This is a genomic window from Rudanella paleaurantiibacter (assembly GCF_009184635.1).
In the GTDB taxonomy this organism is placed as follows: Bacteria; Bacteroidota; Bacteroidia; order Cytophagales; family Spirosomataceae; genus Rudanella; species Rudanella paleaurantiibacter.
This window is the reverse complement of sequence record NZ_WELI01000005.1, coordinates 363,933-389,189: the sequence shown is the minus strand read 5'-3', so window position 1 is coordinate 389,189 and position 25,257 is coordinate 363,933. Positions and strand designations below refer to the sequence as shown.

General features: G+C 51.1%; 23 protein-coding genes. 9 read left to right on the top strand and 14 right to left on the bottom strand.

Translation table 11 applies throughout. The annotated features are described in order from the left end of the window. Positions 1–65: 65 nt before the first annotated feature. The 5 genes from F5984_RS13815 (at position 66) to F5984_RS13795 (ending at position 5,334) form a co-directional block, all read left to right on the top strand. A complete protein-coding gene (locus tag F5984_RS13815) occupies positions 66–959 on the top strand; it encodes a sugar phosphate isomerase/epimerase family protein (protein WP_152124841.1) in 894 nt (297 codons plus the stop codon). Between the two features lie 427 nt (positions 960–1,386). Next, the gene (locus F5984_RS13810; protein ID WP_152124840.1) at positions 1,387–2,136 is read left to right on the top strand and encodes a (Fe-S)-binding protein; all 750 of its coding nucleotides are present in this window, start codon (positions 1,387–1,389) and stop codon (positions 2,134–2,136) included. 121 nt (positions 2,137–2,257) lie between these two features. Further along, positions 2,258–3,613 (top strand): lactate utilization protein B, encoded by a 1,356-nt coding sequence (locus F5984_RS13805; protein WP_152124839.1) that lies wholly within the window; start codon positions 2,258–2,260, stop codon positions 3,611–3,613. Between the two features lie 27 nt (positions 3,614–3,640). After that, positions 3,641–4,222, top strand: a complete 582-nt coding sequence (locus F5984_RS13800; RefSeq protein ID WP_152124838.1) for a LutC/YkgG family protein — start codon at positions 3,641–3,643, stop codon at positions 4,220–4,222. Positions 4,223–4,233: 11 nt separating this feature from the next. After that, positions 4,234–5,334, top strand: coding sequence for a glycoside hydrolase family 130 protein (locus F5984_RS13795; RefSeq protein ID WP_185155512.1), 1,101 nt, complete (start codon positions 4,234–4,236; stop codon positions 5,332–5,334). Between the two features lie 145 nt (positions 5,335–5,479). Here F5984_RS13795 and F5984_RS13790 read toward each other — a convergent pair whose 3' ends face one another. After that, positions 5,480–7,387 (bottom strand): YgiQ family radical SAM protein, encoded by a 1,908-nt coding sequence (locus F5984_RS13790; protein WP_152124837.1) that lies wholly within the window; start codon positions 7,385–7,387, stop codon positions 5,480–5,482. Between the two features lie 109 nt (positions 7,388–7,496). Between F5984_RS13790 and F5984_RS13785 the strand changes: the two genes are divergently transcribed. After that, positions 7,497–7,706, top strand: coding sequence for a hypothetical protein (locus tag F5984_RS13785; protein ID WP_152124836.1), 210 nt, complete (start codon positions 7,497–7,499; stop codon positions 7,704–7,706). A 31-nt stretch (positions 7,707–7,737) separates the two neighbouring features. Here the strand turns inward: F5984_RS13785 and F5984_RS13780 are convergent, their stop codons facing one another. The 10 genes from F5984_RS13780 to F5984_RS13735 form a co-directional block, all read right to left on the bottom strand. Then, entirely contained in the window at positions 7,738–8,328 is a 591-nt protein-coding gene (locus F5984_RS13780) for an SHOCT domain-containing protein (RefSeq protein WP_152124835.1), read from the bottom strand. Between the two features lie 312 nt (positions 8,329–8,640). Beyond that, complete coding sequence (locus F5984_RS13775; RefSeq protein WP_152124834.1) at positions 8,641–9,054, bottom strand: hypothetical protein; 414 nt, start codon at positions 9,052–9,054, stop codon at positions 8,641–8,643. A 358-nt stretch (positions 9,055–9,412) separates the two neighbouring features. Continuing rightward, positions 9,413–9,868: a hypothetical protein gene (locus tag F5984_RS13770; RefSeq protein WP_152124833.1), complete on the bottom strand. Its 456-nt coding sequence runs from the start codon at positions 9,866–9,868 to the stop codon at positions 9,413–9,415. Between the two features lie 298 nt (positions 9,869–10,166). Beyond that, positions 10,167–11,036, bottom strand: a complete 870-nt coding sequence (locus F5984_RS13765) for an Rpn family recombination-promoting nuclease/putative transposase (RefSeq protein ID WP_152124832.1) — start codon at positions 11,034–11,036, stop codon at positions 10,167–10,169. Between the two features lie 87 nt (positions 11,037–11,123). Next, entirely contained in the window at positions 11,124–11,630 is a 507-nt protein-coding gene (locus tag F5984_RS13760) for a hypothetical protein (protein WP_152124831.1), read from the bottom strand. 507 nt (positions 11,631–12,137) lie between these two features. Beyond that, positions 12,138–12,959, bottom strand: a complete 822-nt coding sequence (locus F5984_RS13755; RefSeq protein WP_152124830.1) for a hypothetical protein — start codon at positions 12,957–12,959, stop codon at positions 12,138–12,140. A gap of 41 nt (positions 12,960–13,000) precedes the next feature. Beyond that, positions 13,001–13,756 (bottom strand): CFI-box-CTERM domain-containing protein, encoded by a 756-nt coding sequence (locus tag F5984_RS13750; protein WP_152124829.1) that lies wholly within the window; start codon positions 13,754–13,756, stop codon positions 13,001–13,003. 499 nt (positions 13,757–14,255) lie between these two features. Beyond that, positions 14,256–17,159, bottom strand: coding sequence for a M16 family metallopeptidase (locus tag F5984_RS13745; RefSeq protein WP_152124828.1), 2,904 nt, complete (start codon positions 17,157–17,159; stop codon positions 14,256–14,258). Positions 17,160–17,320: 161 nt separating this feature from the next. Then, on the bottom strand, positions 17,321–18,607 hold the full coding sequence (locus F5984_RS13740; protein ID WP_152124827.1) for an FG-GAP repeat domain-containing protein: 1,287 nt from the start codon (positions 18,605–18,607) through the stop codon (positions 17,321–17,323). 58 nt (positions 18,608–18,665) lie between these two features. Beyond that, positions 18,666–19,427, bottom strand: a complete 762-nt coding sequence (locus tag F5984_RS13735; RefSeq protein ID WP_185155511.1) for a creatininase family protein — start codon at positions 19,425–19,427, stop codon at positions 18,666–18,668. A gap of 143 nt (positions 19,428–19,570) precedes the next feature. Here F5984_RS13735 and F5984_RS13730 point away from each other — a divergent pair, with 143 nt between their 5' ends. Beyond that, a complete protein-coding gene (locus tag F5984_RS13730) occupies positions 19,571–20,011 on the top strand; it encodes a secondary thiamine-phosphate synthase enzyme YjbQ (RefSeq protein WP_152124826.1) in 441 nt (146 codons plus the stop codon). A 99-nt stretch (positions 20,012–20,110) separates the two neighbouring features. On the opposite strand, the gene sufD is transcribed toward F5984_RS13730, so the two are convergent. Together sufD and sufC are read right to left on the bottom strand one after the other, a co-directional pair. Further along, positions 20,111–21,448, bottom strand: a complete 1,338-nt coding sequence (gene sufD / locus F5984_RS13725; RefSeq protein ID WP_152124825.1) for a Fe-S cluster assembly protein SufD — start codon at positions 21,446–21,448, stop codon at positions 20,111–20,113. A gap of 4 nt (positions 21,449–21,452) precedes the next feature. Beyond that, positions 21,453–22,211 carry a Fe-S cluster assembly ATPase SufC gene (sufC, locus tag F5984_RS13720; protein WP_019986364.1) on the bottom strand — a complete coding sequence of 253 codons (759 nt, stop codon included), beginning with the start codon at positions 22,209–22,211 and terminating at the stop codon, positions 21,453–21,455. A gap of 249 nt (positions 22,212–22,460) precedes the next feature. On the opposite strand from sufC, the gene argH reads away from it, so the two are divergent. After that, positions 22,461–23,822, top strand: a complete 1,362-nt coding sequence (argH, locus tag F5984_RS13715; protein WP_152124824.1) for an argininosuccinate lyase — start codon at positions 22,461–22,463, stop codon at positions 23,820–23,822. A gap of 127 nt (positions 23,823–23,949) precedes the next feature. Here argH and F5984_RS13710 read toward each other — a convergent pair whose 3' ends face one another. Further along, the gene (locus F5984_RS13710; protein ID WP_152124823.1) at positions 23,950–24,831 is read right to left on the bottom strand and encodes an SMP-30/gluconolactonase/LRE family protein; all 882 of its coding nucleotides are present in this window, start codon (positions 24,829–24,831) and stop codon (positions 23,950–23,952) included. Between the two features lie 213 nt (positions 24,832–25,044). Here F5984_RS13710 and F5984_RS13705 point away from each other — a divergent pair, with 213 nt between their 5' ends. Then, entirely contained in the window at positions 25,045–25,248 is a 204-nt protein-coding gene (locus F5984_RS13705; RefSeq protein WP_152124822.1) for a hypothetical protein, read from the top strand. Positions 25,249–25,257 lie beyond the last annotated feature (9 nt).

Sequence of the window (25,257 nt, the reverse complement as noted above, 5' to 3'; positions counted from 1 at the left end):
CAACTCGTCAGGTTTTATACCTTTACGGTACGTAAAATGCTTTACCGGGCGTAAGCCCACCTACAATGAACCCGATCACAAAATCAATGTCGCGCCGGTCTGTTCTGAAAGCCGGTGCTCTGGCGCTCACCGCGCCTTTCCTGTCGAAACTGGATGCCCTGGCTCTGGCTCCCAAGGCGGCCGGTTTGCAACTCTATACGCTGCGCAACGAACTGGGTAAAGACCTCGAAGGGACCATTGCCAAAGTAGCGCAGATTGGCTATAAAAAGGTAGAAAACTTCGGGTACGCCGATGGTAAGTTCTTCGGTAAAAGCCCCAAAGAATACGCTGCTCTGCTCAAAAACAATGGGTTGCTGGCCCCCAGCGGTCACTATCTGTTGGGCAAGGCCATGCCAAATATGAAAGGCACGCTGATGAACGACTGGAGCCGGGCCGTAGATGACGCTGCCGAACTGGGTCAGCAGTACATGATCTGTGCGTTTCTGTTTCCCGACGAGCGTAAGTCGCTCGACGATTACAAGCGGTATGCCGACCTGTTCAATAAGGCCGCCGAAACCTGCAAAGCGCGGGGTATTCAGTTTGGTTACCACAACCACGATTTCGAGTTTATGAACGTGGAAGGGCAGGTGCCGTACGACGTGTTATTGAAAAACACCGACCCCAAGCTGGTGAAAATGGAGCTGGACCTGTACTGGACGGTATTTGCGGGCAAAGACCCTGTAGAACTGTTCAAGCAGAATCCCGGGCGGTTCCCGCTCTGGCACCTGAAAGATATGGCCAAGACCGAAAAGCGCGAGTTTGCTGAGGTGGGCACGGGCAGCATCGATTTTGCGCGTTTGCTGAAAGCCAAAAAGACAGCCGGTCTGGTACACTCGTTTGTGGAGCAGGACGTATGTCAGCGTCCTCCGCTTGAAGCCATCGCCATTAGCTACCAGAACGTACAGAAGCTGAATATCTAAGCGTCCTAAACGCGCCTAACGCACTAACATGAGTCATCCCAAATTTTAAAGTCTTGGTGTTTTTGGCTCAACGCTCGTTTTGACGCCCCGTAGGGACCTAACATTGGTAGCCAACCCTAGCATGGACCCAAGGCCAGAGCCCCGAAGGGGCGTAACCCTAAACAAGTTACGCCCCTTCGGGGCTCTGGTGTTCCGGGGAGACGTCTTTTCTACCAACATTGAGCCCCTAATGGGGCGTTCGAATAAGAAATCTTCCCCCTAACCTAAAATTCGTGATGACTCATGTTGGTCTATTAAGCAAGGCCGGTAGGAAGGTAAAGGAAAGCAAACAAGCCGCCCAACCCTTGATTTGAGGGAGATTTTGTCGGTGTTTTGTCTTTGCCTTTGTGCAGGATTTGTTCTTCACTCTTTTATTCGCACGCTCTGTATGACGACTGTCGGGCTATTTGTACCCTGTTATGTTGATCAGTTTTATCCCAAGGCGGCCATCGCCACCCTAGAACTGCTTGAGAAACAGCAGATAAACGGCGGGCCCATACAGGTCGTGTTTCCCAAAGGTCAGACGTGCTGTGGGCAGCCCATGGCCAATTCGGGGTTTGAGCATCTAACCAAACCCCTCAACGAGCAGTTTGTTGAGCAGTTTGGCGCGGTGGATTATATCGTGTCGCCCTCCGGGAGTTGTGCCCTGCACCTGAAAGAGCACCTGCATTCGGACCGAAACGAAGACCGGGCTACGGCTACGCGCCAAAAAGTTTACGAATTGACCGAGTTTTTGACCGATGTCGTGAAAGTGACCCACTTGAAGGCTCGCTTCCCGTACCGGGTGGGTTTGCACCAAAGCTGCCACGGGTTGCGCGGCCTGCACCTGTCACAGATGAGCGAGCTGGTGGCGTCACCGTTTTCAAAGCCGATGCAACTGCTCAATATGGTCGACGGAATCGAGATGGTCAACCTCGACCGGCCCGATGAGTGCTGCGGCTTTGGCGGGACGTTCTGCGTTGTCGAAGAGGCTGTATCGGCCAAGATGGGTAAAGACCGGGTGGCCGATCATGTGCGGCACGGAGCCGAGTACATCACCGGGGCCGACCTGTCGTGCCTGATGCACCTGGAAGGGATTCTCCGTCGGCAAAACAGCCGGACTAAGGTGATCCATATTGCTGAAATATTAAATAGTTAAGAGTTCGGTGAGTGAATAATGTAAAATGAATTATTGGGTTACCCATTGACAATCAGCCATTCCATTATCCATTTTACATTGTTCATTATACATTAACCTTAACGTTCAACTCCCAACTCAGATGAACCACCCTCAGCGTGCCGAAGTGTTTAACCGCGACGAAGATCGGGTCGACTGGCATGATAAAACCCTTTGGTGGGTTCGGCAGAAGCGCGACATGGCGGCCCACAAACTGCCGGAGTGGGAAGCCCTCCGCGAAGCGGCTTCGCAGATCAAGCACAATGTACTGTCGAATCTGGACGAGTACCTGGTGCAGTTCGAAGCGCACGCCCAACAAAACGGCGTTACGGTGCACTGGGCAGCCGATGCGACCGAGCATAACCAGATTGTGCACCGGATTCTGGTCGAGAATCAGGTGACGCAGATGGTCAAAAGCAAGTCGATGCTGACCGAAGAGTGCCACCTGAACGAGTATCTGGAGCGCAACGGGATTGAAGTAATTGATACCGATTTGGGCGAGCGCGTGGTGCAGCTGGCGGGCGAACCGCCAAGCCACATCGTGATGCCCTGTATTCACAAGAAGAAAGAAGAAATCGGGGAGATTTTCCACCACCACATGGGTACCGAAGCGGGCCTGAGCGACCCGCAGATTTTGACCGGCCTGGCTCGTACCGACCTCCGGCAGCGGTTTCTGACCCGGCGGGTGGCCCTCACCGGTGTCAACTTTGCCATTGCCGAAACCGGCGAGTTTGTCGTTTGCACCAACGAAGGCAACGCCGACATGGGCGCGCACCTCGCCGATGTGCACATTGCCTGTATGGGCATGGAGAAAATCATCCCGAAACGCGAGCACCTGGGCGTTTTCACCCGGTTACTGGCTCGCTCGGCCACGGGCCAACCGAGTACCACCTACACCAGTCATTTTAAAAAGCCCCGCAACGGGCAACAGATGCACCTCGTTATTGTCGACAACGGCCGGACGGTGCAGCTGGGGCGCGAAGATTTTCGGAATTCACTCAAGTGTATCCGGTGTGCGGCCTGCATGAACACCTGCCCGGTGTACCGCCGGAGCGGGGGGCATAGCTATCATACCGCTATTGCCGGCCCTATCGGCTCTATTCTGGCCCCCAACCTGAACATGGCCGATTACGCCGACCTGCCCTTTGCCAGTACGCTCTGCGGGTCGTGCAGTAACGTGTGCCCCGTGAAAATTGATATTCACCAGCAGCTCTACAAATGGCGGCAGGTGCTGGTGCAGCAGGGGCACGTCAGCGCGTCGAAAGCAGCGGGTATGCAGGCCATGAGCACCGTACTTTCTAACCGGCGGGTATTTGCCGTAGCTGGTAGTGCAGGCCGTACCCTCATGCGCTGGTTTCCCGGCATTGTGAGCAATAGCCTGAACCCCTGGTACAAACAGCGCGAAATGCCCGAACCACCCAAAGAGTCGTTTCGGGAGTGGTACGAGAAAAACCGCTAAAACCGCAATTCTAAAACGAAATACGCCTTGAGCCCTCGCGATAAAATACTACAGGCCATTCGGCAGAATAAGCCAGCCCTCACGGCTTTGCCCGCCATTCCTACGAGCAACACCTTTGCCGACCAGGTGGTGGAGCGGTTTACTGAGATTCTGACCACCATTGGCGGGCAGGTGGTGTCTGTGCCCGATATGAACGGTGTGGCCGAGTATATCCGAAGCCATTACCCGGCCCATCGGGTGATTACGACCTTCCCGGAATTGGCCGAGGTGGCCGAAGTGCACTGGGAGGATACCAGCCCTCACGAACTGGCCGACGTGGAGTTTGCCGTGCTCAACGTGCATTTTGGCGTGGCCGAAAACGGGGCTGTCTGGATCACCGACCCCCTCATGATGCACCGGGCATCGCCGTTTATCTGTCAGCATTTGGGCGTAGTGCTGTCGGCGGGCCAAATCGTTCCAACCATGCATGAGGCCTACGCCCGCATTGGCTCAGCTGATTACGGATTCGGGTTATTTATTGCGGGTCCGTCGAAAACGGCCGATATTGAGCAATCGCTCGTGTTGGGTGCCCACGGTCCGAAAACAATGACCGTGTTTTTAGTCGATTGATCCGTTCCGTTATGCGTTATAGCAACCTGCTGCGCCCCTTGTGGCTGCTTTTTATCAGTTTGCCTGTCTGGGCGCAGTCGCCATACAAACCCTGGATGCTGGGGCCGTTTCAGAAGCAGAATAAGACCAATCCGATTATCACTCCGCTGAAAAGTACCACGTTTGCCTGCCCGGTACGGGGCGAAACGGTACGGTGGGAAGAAAAGGATGTGTTTAACCCGGCGGCCGTGGTGCGCAACGGAAAGGTGTACATGATTTACCGGGCCGAGGATGTGGTGGGTAAACACGCCGGAACGTCGCGGCTGGGGCTGGCCGTTAGCACCGACGGTATCCACTTCAAGCGGATGCCGCAGCCTGTATTTTACCCTAACAACGACCCCATGAAGGCGTACGAGTGGGAGGGAGGTTGCGAAGATCCGCGCGTGATCGAAAGCCCCAGCGGGGTGTATGTGATGACCTACACGGCCTACGATGGCGACAAAGCCCGGCTGTGCGTAGCTACCTCGCGTGATTTGCAGACCTGGCAGAAGCAGGGACTGGCCTTCGGCGATGCGTATAACGGCCGGTATCGGAACGAATGGTCGAAGTCGGGGGCCATTGTGTGCAGGCAGATAGGCAGCCGGATGGTGGCGCAAAAAATTAACGGCAAATACTGGATGTACTGGGGCGACCAACCCCAACTGTACGTGGCTACGTCGGACGACCTGATTCACTGGACACCCCTCGAAACCGAGCCGGGCCAACGGGTGAGTGTCGCCAACTCGCGGAAAGGCAAGCACGATGTCCGGTTGCTGGAGCCCGGCCCCTATGCTATGCTCACGCCCAAAGGGATTCTGCTTATTTACAACGGTATGAATGAGGCCAAAACGGGTGATCCCAACTTACCCGAAGGGGCATATGCCGGTGGCCAATTGCTGTTTGATGCCGCGAACCCCACTCGCCTGATCGACCGTTCGGAAACGTACTTTATCAAGCCTGATCAACCCTACGAGACCGATGGGCAGGTGAATCAGGTTTGTTTTCTGGAAGGCATGGTACCGTTCCGGGGCAAGTGGTTTCTGTATTACGGCACCGCCGACTCAAAAATCGCCGTGGCTGTTGCCGGCCGTTAGGGCTACAAAAAGAAATGACATCTCGTTTGGAGAGATGTCATTTCTGAAGTTTCCTTCTACAAAACGAGATGTCATTTCTGGAAGTCTGACTCTAAAAAACGAGATGACATCTCTCCAAACGAGATGTCATCTCCAGGCCTCACTCTTACCGCTTCTTCTTGCCAGAAAAACTCCGGGTGAATTTGCGCTTGCCCTCGGAGGGGGCGTTTTCTTTCTTTTTGGGGCCACCGAGCAGCTTTTCGGCCAAATCGGGGCGTTGGAGCCGGGTTAGCCGGTTCCGAATCCAGTCTTTGTATTCGGGTTTGTACCAGAAGAAGTAGCGGTTTTGCGCCTGTTTTTCCTCCCGCGTTTTGGCCGTTTTTACGGGCTTCAACGTGTACGGATGCACACCCGAGTAGTAGATCACCTCGGCCACCGTCATAGGTGTGGGCGTAAAGTCCTGCACCTGTTCGAGCTGGAAACCCATGTCTTTGGTCTCGGCTGCCAGGTTAGCCATGTCGGCCTCTTCGCAGCCGGGGTGCGACGAAATGAAGTACGGAATCAGCGGCTGACTCAGGTTGTGCTTGTCCTGAATCTGATCGTATTTCCGCTTAAACTGCTTGAAGTATTTAAACGACGGCTTCCGCATGATCCGCAGCGTATCGTCGGCGGTATGCTCAGGGGCAACTTTTAACCGGCCCGACACATGGCGCGTAACAAGTTGCTCCATGTATTCGTCGTGGTTGCCGTCTTCGTTGTTCTTGTTAAAGTCGTCGACGAGCAGGTCGTACCGAACCCCTGACCCTACAAACGCCTTCTTGATCTTCGGGTGGGCATCCACCTTCCGGTACAGCTCCGTAAGCGGTTTGTGCGAGGTGTCGAGGTTGGAGCAGATCACCGGGTGAATACAGCTTGGGCTCTGGCAACGCGCACAAATCGACTCGTCTTTGCCCTTCATCTTGTACATATTGGCCGACGGCCCGCCCAAGTCCGAAAGGTACCCTTTGAACTCCGGGTGTTTCGTGATTTCTTCCACCTCCCGCATCACCGACTGCTCACTGCGCGACGCAATAAACTTGCCCTGATGCGCCGAGATGGTACAGAAGCTACATCCCCCAAAACAGCCCCGGTGCATATTGACCGAGAACTTGATCATCTCATAGGCCGGAATAGGCCCGCGCTTTTTGTATTTGGGGTGCGGCAGCCGCGTGTACGGCAAATCGAACGACTTGTCGATCTCGGTTTCATCCATCGTTTTAAACGGCGGATTAATCACCAAAATCTGATTACCAACGGTTTGTATAATGCGGTTGGCCTGCCATTTATTCGATTCGACCTCCACAATTTTGAAGTTGGCCGCATACGCAATTTTATCTTCCAGGCACTTCTCATGGCTTGCCAGTTCCACCGTATTCCAGTTGTTGTAATCGCGGAGTTCGGTGCGGGCATCGTGCATAAAGGCCACCTGATTGATGTTGCGCATCGACGAAAAAGGTACGTTTTTGCGCACCAGTTTCAGCACTTCGCGGAGGGGTTGCTCACCCATACCGTACACCAGCATGTCGGCCCCCGAATCGACCAGAATCGACGGCATGAGCTGGTCTTGCCAGTAGTCGTAGTGAGTTACCCGGCGCAGCGAAGCCTCAATACCACCCAGTAGCACGGGCACGTCGGGGTACAGCTCTTTCAGGATTTTGGTGTACACGATGGTGGCATAATCGGGGCGGAAACCCGCTTCGCCACCGGGCGTGTAGGAGTCGTTGGAACGCAGACGCTTGTTGGCCGTGTAGTGGTTGACCATCGAGTCCATACACCCGGCCGTTACGCCGAAGAAGTATTTGGGGCGACCAAATTTCTTGAAGTCCCGCAGGTCATCTTTCCAGTTAGGTTGGGCGATAATAGCCACCCGAAACCCCTCACTTTCCATAATCCGGCCGATTACAGCGGTTCCGAAGGCCGGATGATCCACATAGGCGTCGCCCGACACCAGCACGATATCGACCTCGTCCCAGCCTCTTTTCTCAACCTCCTGTTTGGTCAGCGGCAACCAATCCGTAATGGGTCTTTCAATCATGAGTTCGTGAATTGTCTATCAGCAAAACATCGAATATAGGAAAAGATTCCCGGTTTGAGCGCCTACATCGTTGGTTATCGGTAGCAAAAAGATACGGCCCAACGCCTGTATGCCTACGGAAGTTTCTGTTGACGTCTCACCCTACAAACTGAAGCGCGGAAAACCTGAGCTAAAGGCTGTGCACGTCTCTATTCAGGCTAACCTTACGTTTGACTTAAAGCTCCGGTACCGAGAAACCCACCGAATCATGTCGGAAGTGTCGCTTGCCACCACACCCGGCGGCACTACTTCCGATGGAGTTCAGCTAAATCATTGCTGAAATGGACGCTGAGATGTGAACAAATATCGTTTCAGCTACGAGCCATCAGTATAGCTTTCATGTGGTCATACTCCGCTTGGTTAATATCTCCGGATTTTCTTAAATCTGCAAGATGTTGTAATTCTTCAATGAGGCTTTTGCTAGAGGGTGCAGAAATGAAAGGAGAGGCAACAAATGAATGTTTGAGGCTTTTCTGCTCTTGTACAAGTTGGTTAGTCAGATTCGCAAATCTACTTGCATTAGCTAAACGGAAACCTTCTATTGACGAGGTTACCCCCTCTGTTCTTCTAATTATAATCTGCCCATAGCCTAAATAATACCCTATAATATTATGATTGTAAATAGTTTCATAAATGTCAAAAATGGGGATTTGCCAGAAGATTTTATTCCAAGGCAAAATCCCTTTAGATATAGTTAGTTGTTTGTCGGATAGTGTCCATTTTACTGAGGCAATTGTTAAAATTAGCAGTATGCAGTAAAGAGTCCAAAGGCCGCCTACGATTTTAAAGAATACTCCATCGAGTAACAAAATGAGTAACCCAAGAAAACCTAGAAATCCAGGCAGGATATAATTGACCCAATGTTTCTTGATGGTGATTGGCGTATTAGATTGGTGTTGCATGAAAATGAACAATTTGTAGTAAGTCACCAATATTCTACAAATGGCTTAAACGGAGCAAGGGCCTCATCTAACTTTAATCTTTCTTTCATGTATTTCATTATGAATTCAAGTGCATAGTGAGGTGCAACAGCGAACCTAATTTGCCTTTCAAGGTTAGTGTGCCTCAAAAGCTTGGCCTGTTTTCATCGACGAGATGGTAGCCAAAACCGATGTCTATTTCTGTTTCGGGGTAAAATCCTGCTGTCTTGTGATTCCCATTTTGCGGCCATTATAGTGTACGACAAGCCCGGCCACTACGATTCACTGACAAAATCATCTGACGTTTTTAGTTTGAGTTGATAGCAGACGTAGCCCAATAGCGCACCAAATACCAAATAAAGGATACTGAATGATTCGAGTTGCGAAACGAAAATGGCGATGCTCAAATTCAGGAAATGACCAAAAGTAGTAATACAGCAAATACCCTACTAAACCGTATAGAAAACCGACCATCACATACCACGGCTTGCGTAAGGGCAACCTCTCAACCAGAAGTAAAAACAGACCCGAACCGAGAATGTAGAGCCAACTCCGATAGAGCAGAAACATGGTAGCAATAGCGCCAGCCAAGCGTAGGTCCCACTTGCCAGAGGAGAGGTAGATAGTTAAGGCTGGTCCCATGCCTCTGGTAAAAGCGTCCAACAAAACCAAACCCAGAAGAACCAGAATGAAACGTTTGGTGGTCATAGAAAAGGTCTACACTGTCGAATAAAAGCTAACGCTGCTTATCTGGGGGGATCCCCATTGTCACTGGAGACGTGGAAGTATATCCACCAGCACTGAATCCCAGCATTGGTTATGTAATATAGATGGCCTAACGGACTACCGGACGGCTTCGAGACATGTGAAATTTTACGCGAAAAAAGCCTTGCAACTGTTTCTTGCTCGGTATTGCCTAACACCCACAGGTGTTGATGGCCACACAAGTTACTCACCTGAACAAACGTACTCCGTGCCTTTACACCCTTTCTTTGTTGGGCTGACAGCCCCGGCTTTGCGGCCCGCGTCCTGTCGCCCAGAAGCTACCCTGCACGGAGTGCAGGGACTAATTCAACTGATACTTTTCTCCCTGTTCATCAAGGAGATAAAGAAATTCTGACGCAATGACCATGTTGTCTCGCTCAGAGGGTTGACCCTCGTCAAAAGGGTCTAGTAACAGATAATAGCCTGATTCTGTACGGACTAAAGTTGGTTGGGAGACAATTCGATTGTCAAAGGTGTCCAAAAAGTCAAACTTGATTGTCTTCTCAAAAACTAAAGCAAAGGGTACGAATTCCCATTTTTGTCTCGATAATAGCCTACGCCCTTTCAACTTTAGAGTAACTGTATCAGCCCAAACAGTCTCTCCATTGTAGTACTCGATCTGCACAGCCATCAACTCAGAGTGGGTAATTAAGTAAGTACGCTGAAACTGCTGTAATGTCATTCTTTCAGAAAAGTTGTTCACCCAAAATGCTATACCTGTCGGATGGGACCTGCCCGGCTTATCAGACTGGCCCACACAGGTGGTTGGCTTGTCGCCCGGAGCCGCTCCACGTACCTGAGAGTTAGCCTTGTCCCCAAGTGCGGAGGGTCGACCGACGCTAGAAATGAAAGAATGAAACTGCCCTTGCGAGCCGTGCGACCTGTCGCCGAAATGACGGCAAACGAGCACTTTTTAGGCTGTTCACCCAACGGTCACAGGTGTTGATAGCGACCGTAGGAAGCCTTTACACACATGGCCGGTTGGGCTGTCAAGCCCGACTTTGGGACATGCATCCTGTCGCCGGGAGCGTGAACTTGGCAGAGCAAATTAGTAGCTATTTGCCGGTTTGTAGATTCTGCTTGATAGCCAGAACAAAATCAATAGAGGTATTACTGAAATTGGCTATATCTTCTACGGACAGTTGGCTGACAGTCAGCATTTTTTTTACTGTTTCGGTTTTTACTGCTATCTCTTTGCGTTCCTCTGCTTCTTGAATCTTCAGCTTTTCAGCCTTGACCGCTTCGGCATTGGCGGCTGTCACACGAGCAAAATACGCTCGCTCTTCCGGGGTCATCTTCCGGGTATCTAACTCATCAATGGCCCGCTTAAGCCACTCCTCATTCCAGAAAGCTGGATACTGGGTGGATTCGGTTGTATGAAGCGTTTTCATAGTATAAACCAGTTTTTCTAAATCGGTCTCTATTTCAGCTACTTGTTTGTTAAACTTAGCCAATTCTACCGTAATAAACGTCAGCTGGCTGTCAATAATTTCGCCTGTTTCACTTCTCAAATTGGCAACCGTATGAAAATGAGCCGTCGACAGAATGCTCTTGGCTAAAATGGCGATAGCATAGATTTTGGGCAGGTTAGCATAATCAAACTCGCCCCGTTCGACCACCGTATTGAACTTATGGAGAGCGTAAAACTTCATGCGTTGCACAAAGTGCGGAGCTAAACCTAACTGCATTTCGACAATGAATTGACTACCGTTTTCATCGGTACAGGCCAAATCAAAAATGCCGCTCCGGCTATCAATAGTCAGAGCCTCAAACGCATTTTTGTCAAAATGAACTTCGCGGATAGGTGTGTCTGATTTGATCAGTGCCTGTAGCGCTGTGCGAAGGAATAAACTATCCGCTTCGTTTCCGAAGGTGGCTTTAAAACCGTAGTCAGAAATAATGGGTATATAAACGCCTGTCTCCATGAGGCAAAGGTATTGGAAACGACGGAAAGTGCGGCCTGTCGTCAGACAGCCACCCCACGCGGAGCGCACGCAAATGCACAAACTAATCTACTCTCGTTCAGGAGACCAAAACTCCTCAAGACTCCAATCAAATTTGCCGAATAGATTCGATAATTCATCTACTAATTTCCAGTATGATACCTCGTCAAGCCGAGTCCAGTTCATTTTTTGATATTTTCGAATCTTTGTATGTTCGGCTATTCTCCTTAACAAGATTCTATCAATTGGTGGGTGAATAAACTTGCTCCTTTCACAACCAGCCTTGTTTGTTAAAATAACTGATGTTTTGAGGTAAATTGAAATGATCTTAGCTGCTCGGCCATAGGTAGCTTCCCTGCCTACTTCTCTACTTAAATGATGAATCAAATCATTTGCACATCGTCTGTGAAACGCATTAAATGATTCTCTATCAGACAGACCATTTTCAGCATATTGTCTCAACTCGGAATTTTCAATTGCTGCCTTGATTGTTGCTGTAGATGCATAACCACGTTGGGCTGCTCTTGCGGCTGTCCAGACAGAATAATTATGTAAATGTTGCTCAAAGTTGTACATAACGAAAAAAAGTCTTGACACACGATTTGAATTGTCAGACGAGACGCGGCATACGAGATAAAAAAACGTTGTATTTCACAGGTTTATTCTGTCGCTCGAAACTTCGAAATGGAAGCCCAAAACCTGCTTCCGCGAGGAGTGCGCCCTGTCGCCGGTAACCCGCTTTGGACCCACATGCTGTTGTGTTCACCCAATGCCACGTTGGGTGCCGCTTTGGCTAGCCGGGCACTTTCCTGTCCGAGGTAAGTGGACCAAGCAGCGCTGAGCGGATACTATGTCCATCTTTCGCAGAGCCCTTCACGCATCAGTTCCTTGAACGAATTTCGGCTTTTGTCTTCTTCAAATTATTAGAAAAGATAATGACAAAAGGAAGAAAGGCTATAGTCAGATACGTTGCCTTGACCTTTTCACCCTTGTTCGTGTTGGGTGCCCCACTGGCCTACTCCGAATGTTTCCTGTCCGAGGTAAGTGGACCATGCAGAGCTGACCAACAGTGCAAAAAACCAATCAATTGCCATAACATTTCTGGCACTCCTTGAAACCAAGTTGCTCTAACAAACTGCCTTTAAATTCAAGCTTTGGATTATACTTTACCATGTAATACTTTGTAAGCAAATCTTTGACAGGCTGTTTAAATTTTTGATCGTACTCTTGTAAAAACTGCCTTAATTGCTCTTCGCTTAAACCTGTATCATTATCTGAAATTTCATATTTTCGTAAATAAAGAAACGCCCTTTGAGAGTATTTCTTTATCGCTGCTTGCTGACTCTGCGAGGACGAACCATAAAACCTTCTTGATTTTTCAAGAAGGTTATCTATTGCTTTTTCTAGTTCCTCTAAGTCCAGATCAATAAATAACATTTTACCAGAATTAGGCCTTGTAATTCGCCCTTCTATATTTACACCGAACCTGCTCTTTATTTTTAAAGCAAATGCTTCTTCATTCCTTTTTAAACTGTCTTCAAGTAAATAGCTATTTTCTTTAAACCATTCCCTAAACTCTTTAACTTGATTTTTCTCTTTAATTTCTTCTGGTATTGGAAAGTTGACGTATTCACCATTAAGAGTAGAGCAGTCAGTAGATTTGTGATATGCTGGCTTGCCACCTTCAAAAATCCAGCTTTGAGTATCTTCTCTTTCGACCTTAATGAAGACCTTAACTAATTTATCCTCACCTAATTGTAGAAATTGTTTTATCCTTAAAAGTCTATACCTTTCCGTTTTATTGAAAAAGTAAATAGGAGTTTTGTAAAGTTCTCCCTGAATTTCTTCACTCGTAGGCATTTCACCTACAATTCTACTAAAGTTAGATTGAGTAATAAAAGGCATGGTATGCAGTTGATTGTGTCAGTAAACTTGCAATTAGAAAATCAAAGTTTTCTCAAAATTGAATCCAATATGTATCTACTTACCCTCTGACTATGAGGAATTTTAGATATTACTTTGACAAATAGTGGACTGAATTTATAGTAGAAATTGACAAACAAGCTACCCAAATCAGTTCTGAGTAGTTTTGTATCTCTAAACTCTCTGAACTTGTTAACCTCAATAGCATTTACATCGCCATATGCAAAAGTTGCTATGTAACAGCCACTTTTGCTAGATTTTTGCTTTGGGCTAGGGCTGTTTAACATCTCCATTACAACACCCATTTTTTTAGCCCCGATTTCCTTTTCAACTTGAATCAACTGAAATTCAATAACTCTGGCACTGAAGCCTGTTAAGCTTTCTAAAAAATCGTTTACTGCGGAAGTTGTTAACGTATTTTTGGTTACTTTCCATAAGCCAAGGAATTGACTTTCATCAAAAGCTTTAATCTCGCTAATCATGTCAATAACTACTTGCGAGTATTGGTCAAGTAAATTGTAGCGGTGAAATTCTTGATAAGTTTGATTAATTGTACCATCATATACAACCGATGACAAAGTCTTTCCGATTGTATTGTAGAAGGTTTTTTTATCTTGTTCGACGACCGCCATATTTGGCAAGTCGGCTAATTTGAAAAGGTCTACAATCTCAGAATACGTATACTTTTCTTTCTGATCCTCTGATAAAACTAAAGCGACAACGTACTTGAAATCAGTAGTGTACAACTGTTTTTGAATTAAATCTTGAATGATGTTCATTAACTTAGAGCTTAGAGTTATGTTTAATCGTTAGACTAAAAAATTATACTTAAATGGCCCGCCTGTAGGCAAGAATCTGGACCTTGATAAATACGAAATCCACCAACTACAATGCTTCCTTTGTAGTGCGAAACGCCAACAAAAACGTGCTGTCGAACGGGCTTTGACCTGTCGACCGGAACGCGAAAAGCCAGCAAAAAACACTCACTATCAATTCGTTATCCTGTCGCACGATACGTGAAACGCCCACTGACATGAACGGGTCACCCAACACCATATCGTACGCAAACTCACTTAATCATAACTTGTTGATTTTCAAAAAAAGTAGTTAAGTGTTCGAGAAGTAGCTTAACCCGCCCACAATCATACATACGTAAACTTTCTCCTGCAATAGGTATGCCCGGAAGCGGGCTTACTTTCTATTAAGCGTGGCCTAAAAAAACACCGGGGGCGAATTGTTGCCAATCCGCCCCCGGTGAAAAGGTTACGCGTCAGGGTATTACTCCCCTTTGCCGCCCGACATTTTGGCCGGGGGGGCTTCGTTGCCTTTCTGGTTGGCCGACGTACCCACCGGGTCGCCTTCCTTGTCCAGCTCCACAATTTCGTAGCCCAGTTTCTCCAGGCTCGGCTTAATGCGCTGCTTGTTGCCCACCACCGTAATAATCATGTTATTGACCGGCAGACGCTTCTTCGCAATGGCATCAATCTCGGCTTTCGTGATCTTGCGCAGAATGTCGCTTTGCTGCTCCACAAAGTTCTTGGGCAGGTTGTAGTCGATAATCCGGTTAAGGAAAAACGCCTTCTGAAGCGAGGTTTCGTAGCGCAGGGCGTCGCTTTGGCCGAGTGAGCTTTTCACAAAGTCCAACTCTTCGGGTGTGATGCCCGACTTGGCGTACCGCGTCATTTCTTTCACAAACTCAACCACCGAGCTATCCGTAGCGGCTGCTTTCACACCAGCTTGCGCCGTAAAGGGCCCCGGTGTGTGCGTGCTCGCAAAGCCTGAGCGGGCACCGTACGTAAAGCCTTTGTCTTCGCGCAGGTTCATGTTGATCCGGCTGTTAAACGCACCACCCAGCATGTAGTTGGCCAACGAAGCCCGGTAGTAGTCGCCTGTGGCATCGTAGGGCAGGTCGGTGAGGTAACCAATCCGAATTTCCGACTGAGCCGCCTGCTCCTTGTCGATCAGGTACAGCCGCGTCTTGTCGACTTTGCGGGTCACGGCGGCCGTGGGCACCGTTACGGGTTTAGCCGCCCACTTGTTCAGGAAAGCCAGCTTTGACATAACGGCTTTCTGCTCCACATCGCCTACAATCACCAGATTCGTCACCGTCGGCGACAGGTATTTCTGGTAAAATGCTTTCACGTCGTCGAGCGTGATGCTTTCTACGGTGCGGGTGGTGCCGCTCACGGGTACCGCCCGGATGTTGCCTGCGCCATACAGCAGCTTGTTGTACGCTTTGTTGGCAATCACAACGGGCTGCGTGCTCTGGTTAGCTACCAGTTCAATTTGCTGCTTCTTCAACCGGTCGAAATCTTCGGCTGAGAACCGGGGGCGCAGAAGCTTTTCTTCGAGCAGGGCCAGCGTCGAGTCGAGGTTTTTCACCAGCGATTCAACCGAGATGTTGATCTCTTCGGTGCTTGCCCGGATGCTGATGTCGCTGCCCAGTTTGTCGAGTTTCTGGCTCAGTTGCTCGCTTGTAAAGTTCTGGGTGGCCTCGTTCATCATCGACGCCGTCAGTTGGGCAATGCCCGCCTTGCCTGGGTCGTTGGCCGAGTGCAAATGCCCGCCCTTGATCGTAAACAGCATGGTTACGGTCGGCACTTCGTCGTTGCGGGTACCAATAACCTTGATGCCGTTAGCCAGTTTGTCGTTCCAGAAAGGCGGTACTTTCAGGGCCGGGTTGGGGCCGGGGCCAGGCTTCACGCTGCGGTCAAACGAATCCTTCGGTTTATTGTATTTCAGGCCGGCGTAGCCGTAATCGGGGGCCTTGTAGCCCGCTGTCGAGATCGTGTAGTTGTCGGGCGTGGTTACGGTTTCGGGCTTGCCTTTGGGGTACACCGTCAGAATCACCGCGTTCTTGCCTTTGATGTATTGGTTGTACACCCGCATTACGTCTTCTTTCGTTACGCTCTGCAGACGCTTCAACTCCTGCGGCAGGTAGTTAGGGTTGCCCAGGAATGTCTGGTACGCGGCCAACTGCGATACCTTACCCGATACGCTCGACAGGCCCTGAATCAGCTGGGTTTCGCGGGTCGCGCGGAACTGCGCCATATCGTCGTCGGTAACGCCCCGCTTTTCAAACTCGGCCATTGTCCGGCGAATAAGCGCCTGCGTGCTATCGATGCGTTTGCCGGGGAACGGCAGCACCGACAAGGCAAACTGACCGGCGAGTTCGGTGGTAGGGTGACCGGCGTTGGCCTGTACGGCAAACTGCGTTTTCACCAGGTTTTTGTAGAACAGCGAGGTGCGACCTCCCCCCAGAATCTCGGCGAGGGCATCGAGGGCGGGCTCGTCGGGATGGTAGTTGGGTACGGTTGGGTAGGCAATCTGCAACATTGGGAACCGGACATTGTCTTCGTACGACACGTAGCGGTCTTTTTCGAGTACCACCGCCGGTACAATTGTCTTGGTTACCTCGGGGCCGCGCGGAATGGTGCCAAAATACTTATTGGCAAGTGCCAGCACCTGTTGGGGTGTCACGTCACCGCCTACGGTCAGCACGGCGTTGTTAGGACCGTACCAGCGCAGGAAGAAGTTTTTCAGGTCATTTACATCCACCCGGTTCAGGTCTTCCACGTAGCCGATGGTCAGCCACGAGTAGGGGTGTCCGTAGGGGTAGAGGTTCTTGGCAATGTACTCGCCCGCCAGACCATAAGGGCGGTTATCGTAGTTCTGACCCCGTTCGTTTTTCACGGTGGCCCGCTGAATCTCGAACTTCTTCTGGGTCACGGCGTCGAGCAGGAAGCCCATCCGGTCGGCTTCGAGCCAAAGGGCCCGCTCCAGCTGATTGCTCGGCAGCGTTTCGTAATAGTTGGTCCGGTCGCGGTTGGTTGAACCGTTGAGGGTACCCCCGGAAGCTGTTACGATTTTGAAATGCTCATCGTCGGCCACGTGGTCGGAGCCTTGAAACATCATGTGCTCAAAGAAGTGCGCAAAGCCCGACTTACCAATTTCTTCGCGGGCCGAGCCCACGTGGTACGTCACATCGACGTGGACAATCGGGTCGGAGTGGTCTTCGTGCACCACCACCGTCAGGCCGTTGGGGAGTACGTACTTTTCGTACGGAATCACTAGTTCGTTGCCCTTGCGGGTTACTTTTTCGACCAGTTTCGCCTGCGAATAGGCGGTTCCGACCGACACCAGCCCGACAATGGCAAACTGGAGTAAAGAAGTGAGTTTCATTCAGTAGAATGTATCGGTGAAACAACGAAATTAAGACTAAATGATTGACCAAACGCCCGTTTGGTCAACTTTTTTGACTAACTATTCTGCTGAAGCCCTCAAGCCTGACGAGCGGTCAAATTACTGTATGAGTGGTTGAGTCATAGACGACGAGAAGGCGGTTAGGGAATCCGCTCGTTCCAATAGATCAGCAGGTTGAGCGTGGCCCGGCCCGACGCAATCAGGTCGAGGTCGCCGTCGTTATCGAGGTCGGCAGTAAACAGGTCTTCACAGGCCATACGGACGCTATCATCGAGGGGTAGGGGAGTCCAGTTACCGTCGGCTTCAGGTCGAAACAGTCGGACGCCCACTTTGCCCTCCGCATTGGGGTTACGCCAGCCCACGGCTATCTGATCGCGACCCAGCCCCAGCCAGTCGGCGCAGACCAACGCGTGGCCCTGGCTCAGTTCACGACTCAGGGCGTTTGGAGTCTGTACCGGTGCGTTGGGTCGGGATTGGGCAGCCGTAAAAGTTCCTGTCTCAATCACCAACTGATGACCGTGCATCGGCTGAATGGTGGCAATGGCCTTACCGCCATCGAGCCGCCTGATTTCGCCGATACCGGCCGCCATGGGGCCAGTCGTACTTCCTGCTTGTGGTAGGTTGCTGGTACTGGTACCGGGCATACTTTGCCAGGCTCCGTTCTGCCAGGCTACCCGTTTGCCTCCTTCCTTGCCGCCAATCATCAGGCTGGTGGTGTTGCCATCTTCCCAGATTTCGAAATTATGCGTCAGGTGCATGGTCGAGTCGACCAGATGCTGTTTCCAGCGACCGCGTGGGTTTTTCGGGAACTCGTAGCCCCAAATGCGCACACCCCGGCCTTCGCCATTTTTGTTGCCCAGGCCGTGCAGCGGCACCACAATCAGCTGGTAGTTATTACGGCCGGTGCGGGCCCAGCGCATCCGGTGAGTGGTTACCTCGTGCGGCAACCGAACGGCCTCCCAGAGTTGCGTAGGGTCTTGCGGGCGAACGAGGTAAAATACCGCGCCCGATTTGGTGCTGTCGGCCGTTTCGGCGGGGTTCCAGCCGGCCCCCACCGCAATTTCAACCCGGCCGTCGCCGTCGAGGTCACGGGCCGCAATACACACATTGTCTTGTGGGGTCAGGTTACGGGCCAGTACGTGCCGGGTCCATCGGCTCGGTGCGTCGGGTGCGGGTTTTGCCCCGTTCGCCTGGCCGGGCGACTGCTTGCCGGGGTTTTTGTACCAGACAAACTCTTTCTGATCGGCCATCAGAATATCGGGTTGGCGGTCGCCGTCGACATCGCCAATCGCCAACCCGTATCCAATACTGATTTGATTATCAACAACCTCAATCCGAAACTTCGGATCGGAAGGGGTTTTCGTAGACGTGTTTGAACCCGACTGAGCCAACACCGAAACGGGGAGTAAACAAAGAAGCAGACGCATGGAGCCGAACCGGTTGAGGATGAATTGTTACCGGTAAAAGCAGGCTGCGAAGGGTTGCTTACTCGTACAGGTCGTCTGTGTCGGCTTTGGCCAGATCTACCAGCAGCGTACTTACTTTTTGGGTCAGGTCTTTAAAAAACCGTTCGCCTTTTTCGGGGGTAGCACTGTACGGGTTGCCGATGCCCGTATCAGCCGTCACCTTCGACCATTGGCGTTCGGCCCAGGCCCAGCCCTCGTCCATACCTTTGATTTTCCACCGTTTGGCGGCTCCGTCGCCCGCTTCCGACAGGGGCTGTACCAGATCGGGGCGGAGGTACTGCATCACGCTTGTTTCGAGTTCGTCGGCATGGTCCCCTTTTTCCTCAAAATACGCCGACCGGTTGAGCACCGTAAACCAGAAACAAAGGCTGATAAACATGTCGGGGTATCGACGGCCAATTTCCCGAATCAGCGGCTTGAAATCGTTGCCGCCGTGGCTGTTGAAAATGAGCAGTTTCCGAATGCCCTGTCGGTGTAGCACCTCCACCAGATCGTTCAGAATAAGGAGTTGGGTGCTTGGGTAGATATTCAGGTCGAGCAAAATATCTGACTGACCTGTATTCACCCCAAACGGCACCGTGGGTAGTACCATCACATTGGCGCCCTGTTCCCAGGCGAGTCGGGCGGCCTCGGCCATAATGTGGTCGGCTTCGTACACATCGGTGCCATAGGGCAGGTGATAATTGTGCGCTTCGGTAGCCCCCCAGGGCAGAATAGCCAATTCGATGGGCTTCTCCTGAATGGCGCGGTAGTTGGTTTCAGCTAAGATGTAAGGGCGCATAGCCATGTTGGTTCGTGGGGTGTTCGTGACGCTCACCGACCCTTGAACGCTAAAACTCAACGGGCCGAATAGGCGTTACAGAAAAGACACTGCAAGTTAGTACCTGTGCCCGGTTGAGCCACTAAAATTTAGGATTTGCCCGTATGCCTTTCTTTCAAAAAACGATTCGATTGCAGCCGTATCCACGCGGCTTCCACCTCATCACCCGAACCGTGGAGCGGGAGTTTTTGGAGTTGCAACAGCTCCGCGTTGGCATGCTTCAGGTATTTATTCAGCATACATCGGCCAGCCTTACCATTAATGAGAATGCCGACCCAACGGTGCGGCAGGATTTTGAAACACACTTTAACAAGATGGTGCCTGAGCGAGCGCCCTATTACAAGCATAATTATGAGGGCGACGATGATATGCCCGCCCACCTCAAAGCGGCTTTGCTAGGGCATTCGGTTCTTATCCCAATCACTAACGGGCAGCTGAATCTTGGTATCTGGCAGGGCATTTATCTGGGCGAGCACCGGGACCGGGGTGGTAGCCGTACACTCGTTCTTACTGCCTGGGGCGAGTTAAGTGGGGAAAATGGATAATGAAGGATGAAGTATGAATAGTGTATAATGAAAAATGGATAACGAACCGCCCGGAAGCAGCATTATCCATTCTTCGTTATACACTATTCATTAGGAAAGTTATATAGCCAATTTCTGGGCTACAACTTTCTCCAGATATTCCCGGATGGGGTCAATTTTGATCTTGTTCAGCACATCCTCCGCAAAGGCGTACATGAGCAGGGTTTGGGCCTGCTGCTTGGGAATCCCCCGCGACTGCATGTAGAACAACGCTTCCTCATTCAGTTTACCCGTGGTGGTTCCATGCGAACACTTCACATCGTCGGCGTAAATTTCCAGCTGAGGCTTGGTGTTCATGGTTGCATCGGGCGAGAGCACCACGTTTTTGCATGATTGGTACGCGTTGGTTTTCTGGGCGTCGGGCCGAACAAAGATTTTCCCGTTGAAAACCCCCGTCGAACGCTCCTCCAGAATCCCTTTGTACAATTCGTTGCTGTACGAGTTTGGCTTAGCGTGGTCAACCAGGGTGTGGTTGTCGATATGCTGCCGTCCGTTCGGAATGTACAGGCCGTACATGTGAGCCTCGCAATGCTCACCGTCGAGCACAATATTGAGGTTGTTGCGCACAAACCCACCATTGAGCGTCACGGTAGCCGAGTAAAACAGGCTACTGTCGGCCTGCCGAACCTGCGTCGTGCCAATGTGGTACGCCTGCTCCGTGTCGTTTTGTACTTTGTAGTACTCCACGCGGGCGTCGCGGGCCACCGATACCTCGGTCACGGTGTTGGTAAAGCTCGACTGCTCGCCCAGCGTCCGGTACGACTCAATCACTTTCACCTCGGCATTGCGTCCGGCAATGATCAGGTTACGGGGTTGAGCGGCTACGTTGGCCTCGCGGGCGTCGTTGATAAACCGCATCACAATCGGCTCGGCAACGGTTTTGTTGTCGGGTACCCGGATGAACACGCCATCAAACGCAAAAGCGGTGTTGAGCGCCGTGAAGGCATTGTCCTGGAAGTCGGCCAGACGCGAAAAGTACGCGCCCACAGCTTCCGACTGCTCGCTCATGGCTTCCCGGAACGACAGAATCTGCACCTCCGAAGCCGGGCTCACAATGCGCGATAGGTCGGCGCGGTACTGCCCGTTTACGAAGTACAGGATGTTGCCGGAGAGGTTCGGAATTTGCAAAACGTCGAGCTCTTCGGCCGTTAGCGCCGACGGTTGCTCCAGCTCATAGGCCTTGTTAATCAGGCCAGCTACGTTCGAGTATTTCCACTCTTCGTGCTTGATGGTCGGAAAACCGAGGGTTTCAAATGTTTGCAGAGCCGCCCGGCGTACCTGATGCAGGGCCGATTTGCTCTCGCCGTTCATCCGCTCTTCCGAAGCCCGAAAACCAGCCAGTAGCTGATCGCGGAACGTCGGAACAGGGGTATTGTCAGGTTGATTGGTCTTGCTCATGATCTTATACGCCGGCTTCCACTTCTGCTTTGATCCAATCGTATCCTTTTTCTTCCAGCTCCAGAGCCAGTTCTTTCGGGCCCGATTTCACGATCCGGCCTTTGTAAAGCACGTGTACAAAATCAGGGACGATGTAGTCGAGCAAACGCTGGTAGTGCGTCACCACAATGGTAGCCCGCTCCGGTGAGCGCAGTTTGTTGACACCCTCGGCTACAATACGCAGGGCATCGATGTCGAGACCTGAATCGGTTTCGTCCAAAATCGCCAGTTTCGGTTCGAGCATGGCCATCTGGAACACTTCATTCCGTTTTTTCTCTCCACCCGAGAACCCTTCGTTGAGGGCGCGGCTCAGGAGTGACTGATCGATGTTGACGAGCTTCATTTTCTCCTTCATCAGCTTCAGAAACTGAACGGCGTCCAGTGGGTCTTGTCCGCGATACTTGCGGATCTCGTTCATGGCTGTTTTGAGGAAGTTAGTCGTGCTTACGCCCGGAATCTCCACAGGGTATTGAAATGCCAGAAAAATGCCCTCGGCTGCCCGCTCTTCGGGCGCCATGTCGAGCAAATCTTTTCCTTCAAAATCTACACTACCGCCTGTGATATCATAGTCTTCCCGCCCTGCCAAAACAGACGCCAGCGTACTTTTGCCCGAGCCGTTGGGGCCCATAATGGCGTGTACTTCCCCGGCGTTGACGGTGAGGTTAATGCCTTTTAAAATCTGCTTTTCGCCAATGTTGGCCTGTAAATCGCTAATAGTAAGCATGATAGGTTATCAGTCGCGGCTTCAAATGAACCGCAAAGTTAACGGATGATCTTGTAGGTCTGTGAGTTGTCAACAAAAAACCGCTCATAAAAGTTGACAGGCTTGTACTACATTTGCATTTAGCGAAGGAGCCGATGCGTGAATTGGCGGATGGTCGGGTTTCGTTCTGATTCTATTTTGGCACCCGAAAAAATGGGTCCCCATTGCCAATTCACTCATTCACCCATCCACTCGTTCGCCCATTACGTCTTGAAACTCTGGCAAAAAGAAGGGGTCGTTACTGACGACCAAATTGAACGGTTTACCGTGGGGCGCGACCGCGAAATGGATCTTTATCTGGCTCCGTTCGATGTGTTGGGGAATATTGCCCACGCCACCATGCTCCAGCAAATTGGCCTGCTCAATGGGCAGGAATTACTGCTGCTCAAGGCGCAGCTACTCGCTATTTATGGCGAAATTGAGGCTGGTGAGTTTGAAATCGAAGAAGGGGTCGAAGATGTGCATTCGCAGGTTGAACTGCTGCTGACCCGCCAACTGGGCGATATTGGTAAGAAAATTCATGCCGGGCGCTCCCGCAACGATCAGGTGCTGGTCGACATGAAGCTCTTTACCCGGAATCGACTTTGGGCTGTTACTGAGGCCACCCGGCGTGTGTTCGATCAGCTGGTGGCCCGCTCCGAAATGCACAAGGCCGATTTGCTGCCGGGCTATACGCACTTGCAGATTGCCATGCCTTCGTCGTTTGGGCTGTGGTTTGGGGCGTATGCCGAGGGCCTTGCCGACGATATGCTGACCCTCCAGACGGCCTACCGCTTTGCCAACCGCAATCCACTGGGGTCGGGCGCGGGCTACGGCTCGTCGTTTCCGCTCAACCGTACGCTTACGACTGAGCTTTTGGGTTTTGAAGGCATGCACGTAAACGTGGTTTATGCCCAGATGAGCCGGGGCAAAACTGAACAGATCGCCCTGAATGCACTGGCGTCGGTGGCGGCTACGCTGTCGCGCATGGCTATGGATATTTGCCTGTACAACAGCCAGAATTTCGGGTTCCTGACCCTGCCCGACGCCCTCACGACGGGAAGCAGCATCATGCCCCACAAAAAGAACCCTGATGTGGCCGAACTGCTGCGGGCCAAAACCAACCGCCTGAAAGCGTTACCTATGGAGGTGACACTCGTGATGAGTAACCTGCCGTCGGGGTATCACCGCGATATGCAGTTGCTCAAAGAGGTACTGATGCCGGCATTCGATGAATTACTCGATTGCTTAAACATCACGGCCTTCATGCTCGAAAACCTGGAAGTGAAGCCAAACCTGCTCGATAGTGAGCGGTACGATTTGCTGTTCAGTGTGGAGCGGGTCAATGAATTGGTATTGCAGGGGGTGCCGTTCAGGGAGGCTTATCAGGCTGTAGGCAAGGAGATTGCCGAACATACGTACACGGCCCCCCGTCAGCTCAACCACACGCACGAAGGCAGCATCGGTAACCTGATGAACGACCGGATTGTGCAGCATATGGATGAGGCTATGGCCGGCTTTGGCAATGATCGGGTCACCGAGGCTCTGAATAGCCTGCTTAGCCCCATGACAGGCGAGGAAGAGAGTGTGTAAATGAACGACGTAAAATGAGCCAACTGCCAGTTAATGGCCGGGGCATTATTCACTGTATGTTTTACAACTGGAAAGCCCTCCAACACAAACGGTTTGTGTTGGAGGGCTTTCCAGTTGTCTGTTCTGCTTATTCAACCCGGTACGCAACCACCTTATTTTTGAAGAATGTAGGGACGAGCAACAGCTTCTGACCCGGTACATATTCAATGTCGGCTGTGTTTACCTTTTGTTCGCGTGAATCGAGCAACTGTTGTTTCTCGCCTTTGCCGTCGACGTAAAAAATCTGGCCGTTCCAGTCCGAAACCAGGTAGTTGTCTTTGCCATCGGCTACGATGCCGTCCGTTGCCGCCATTCCGTTGGCAACGGGCGTAATCGTTTTGGTTTTCACATCTACGGCCTGCAACGCTCCCAGCTTGGTACTGCCGATCATCAGCTTGTCGTTGCCAACGGCCAATAGGCCGTTCGGCTTGTTCAGGGTTTCGCCTTCCATCCAGACTTCCCACTTGTCGTCTTTGAGCCGGTAGATTTTGTCGAAACGGCTGTCTGATACGTACACCGTTCCATCTTTGGCGACTGTAACATCGTTCAGAAACGCGTTTTTGGTGTCGACGGCATCGTATGTTTTCTCCGCCTGTCCGGTAGTAGTGTTGATTACTACGAGCCGGTACACATCGGTTACGTATAAGCGGTTCCGGTGGAGCCCCATTCCTTTGGGTGCATTAAGGCCCGATGTCCAGCGAAGATTCTGGATTTTACCGTCGAGGCCCACTTTGGAGATAAAGCCGTTGCCATCGAGACCGTCGGGTTTTCCGTCGATGTTAGCCACAAATAATACCCGACCAGCCGGGTCGTACAGTACCGACTCGGGCACACGCAGGGTGGTATCGGTTTCCCAGGCCATCACCAGTTTTTTGGGTTTGGGCTTAGGCTGAATAGTGGATGCCTGGGCCAGGGTTGCTCCGAGCAGCGCGAAACCTAATACGGTAATTTTCAGGCATGTCTTTTGCATGATCGTCTTTGGATTACATTCAGAGTCAAAGGAAACCGTCGGTTCGTCGGGTTGCAAGTTTCTAAGATAAATTTTAGGAATAGGCCCTTGAGAGGCTCCAGAGCTTGTACTCTGCAAGGAAGCATTAATTTTAATGTTATATGACGAAACACTCTATAAATGAGCGAGTTTAGTATGTCGCGCATGCATGTACAACAAAACCAGACACAAGCTATGCAACCCCTGTATTCCAAACCCCCGACAAGTGACCCGCAGCCGCTAAAAGAAAGTATCAAGGATATGATCAGGCTGCAAAAATATTATCAGGTTTCGGATGAGTTATTCTGGGAAATATTCAATGCCCGGGTCTTACTCAACGAACATGTCGATATTGATAACATGCTGACAGCCATGCCCAATCCCGTAGCGAAAGCGTAATGACCAATT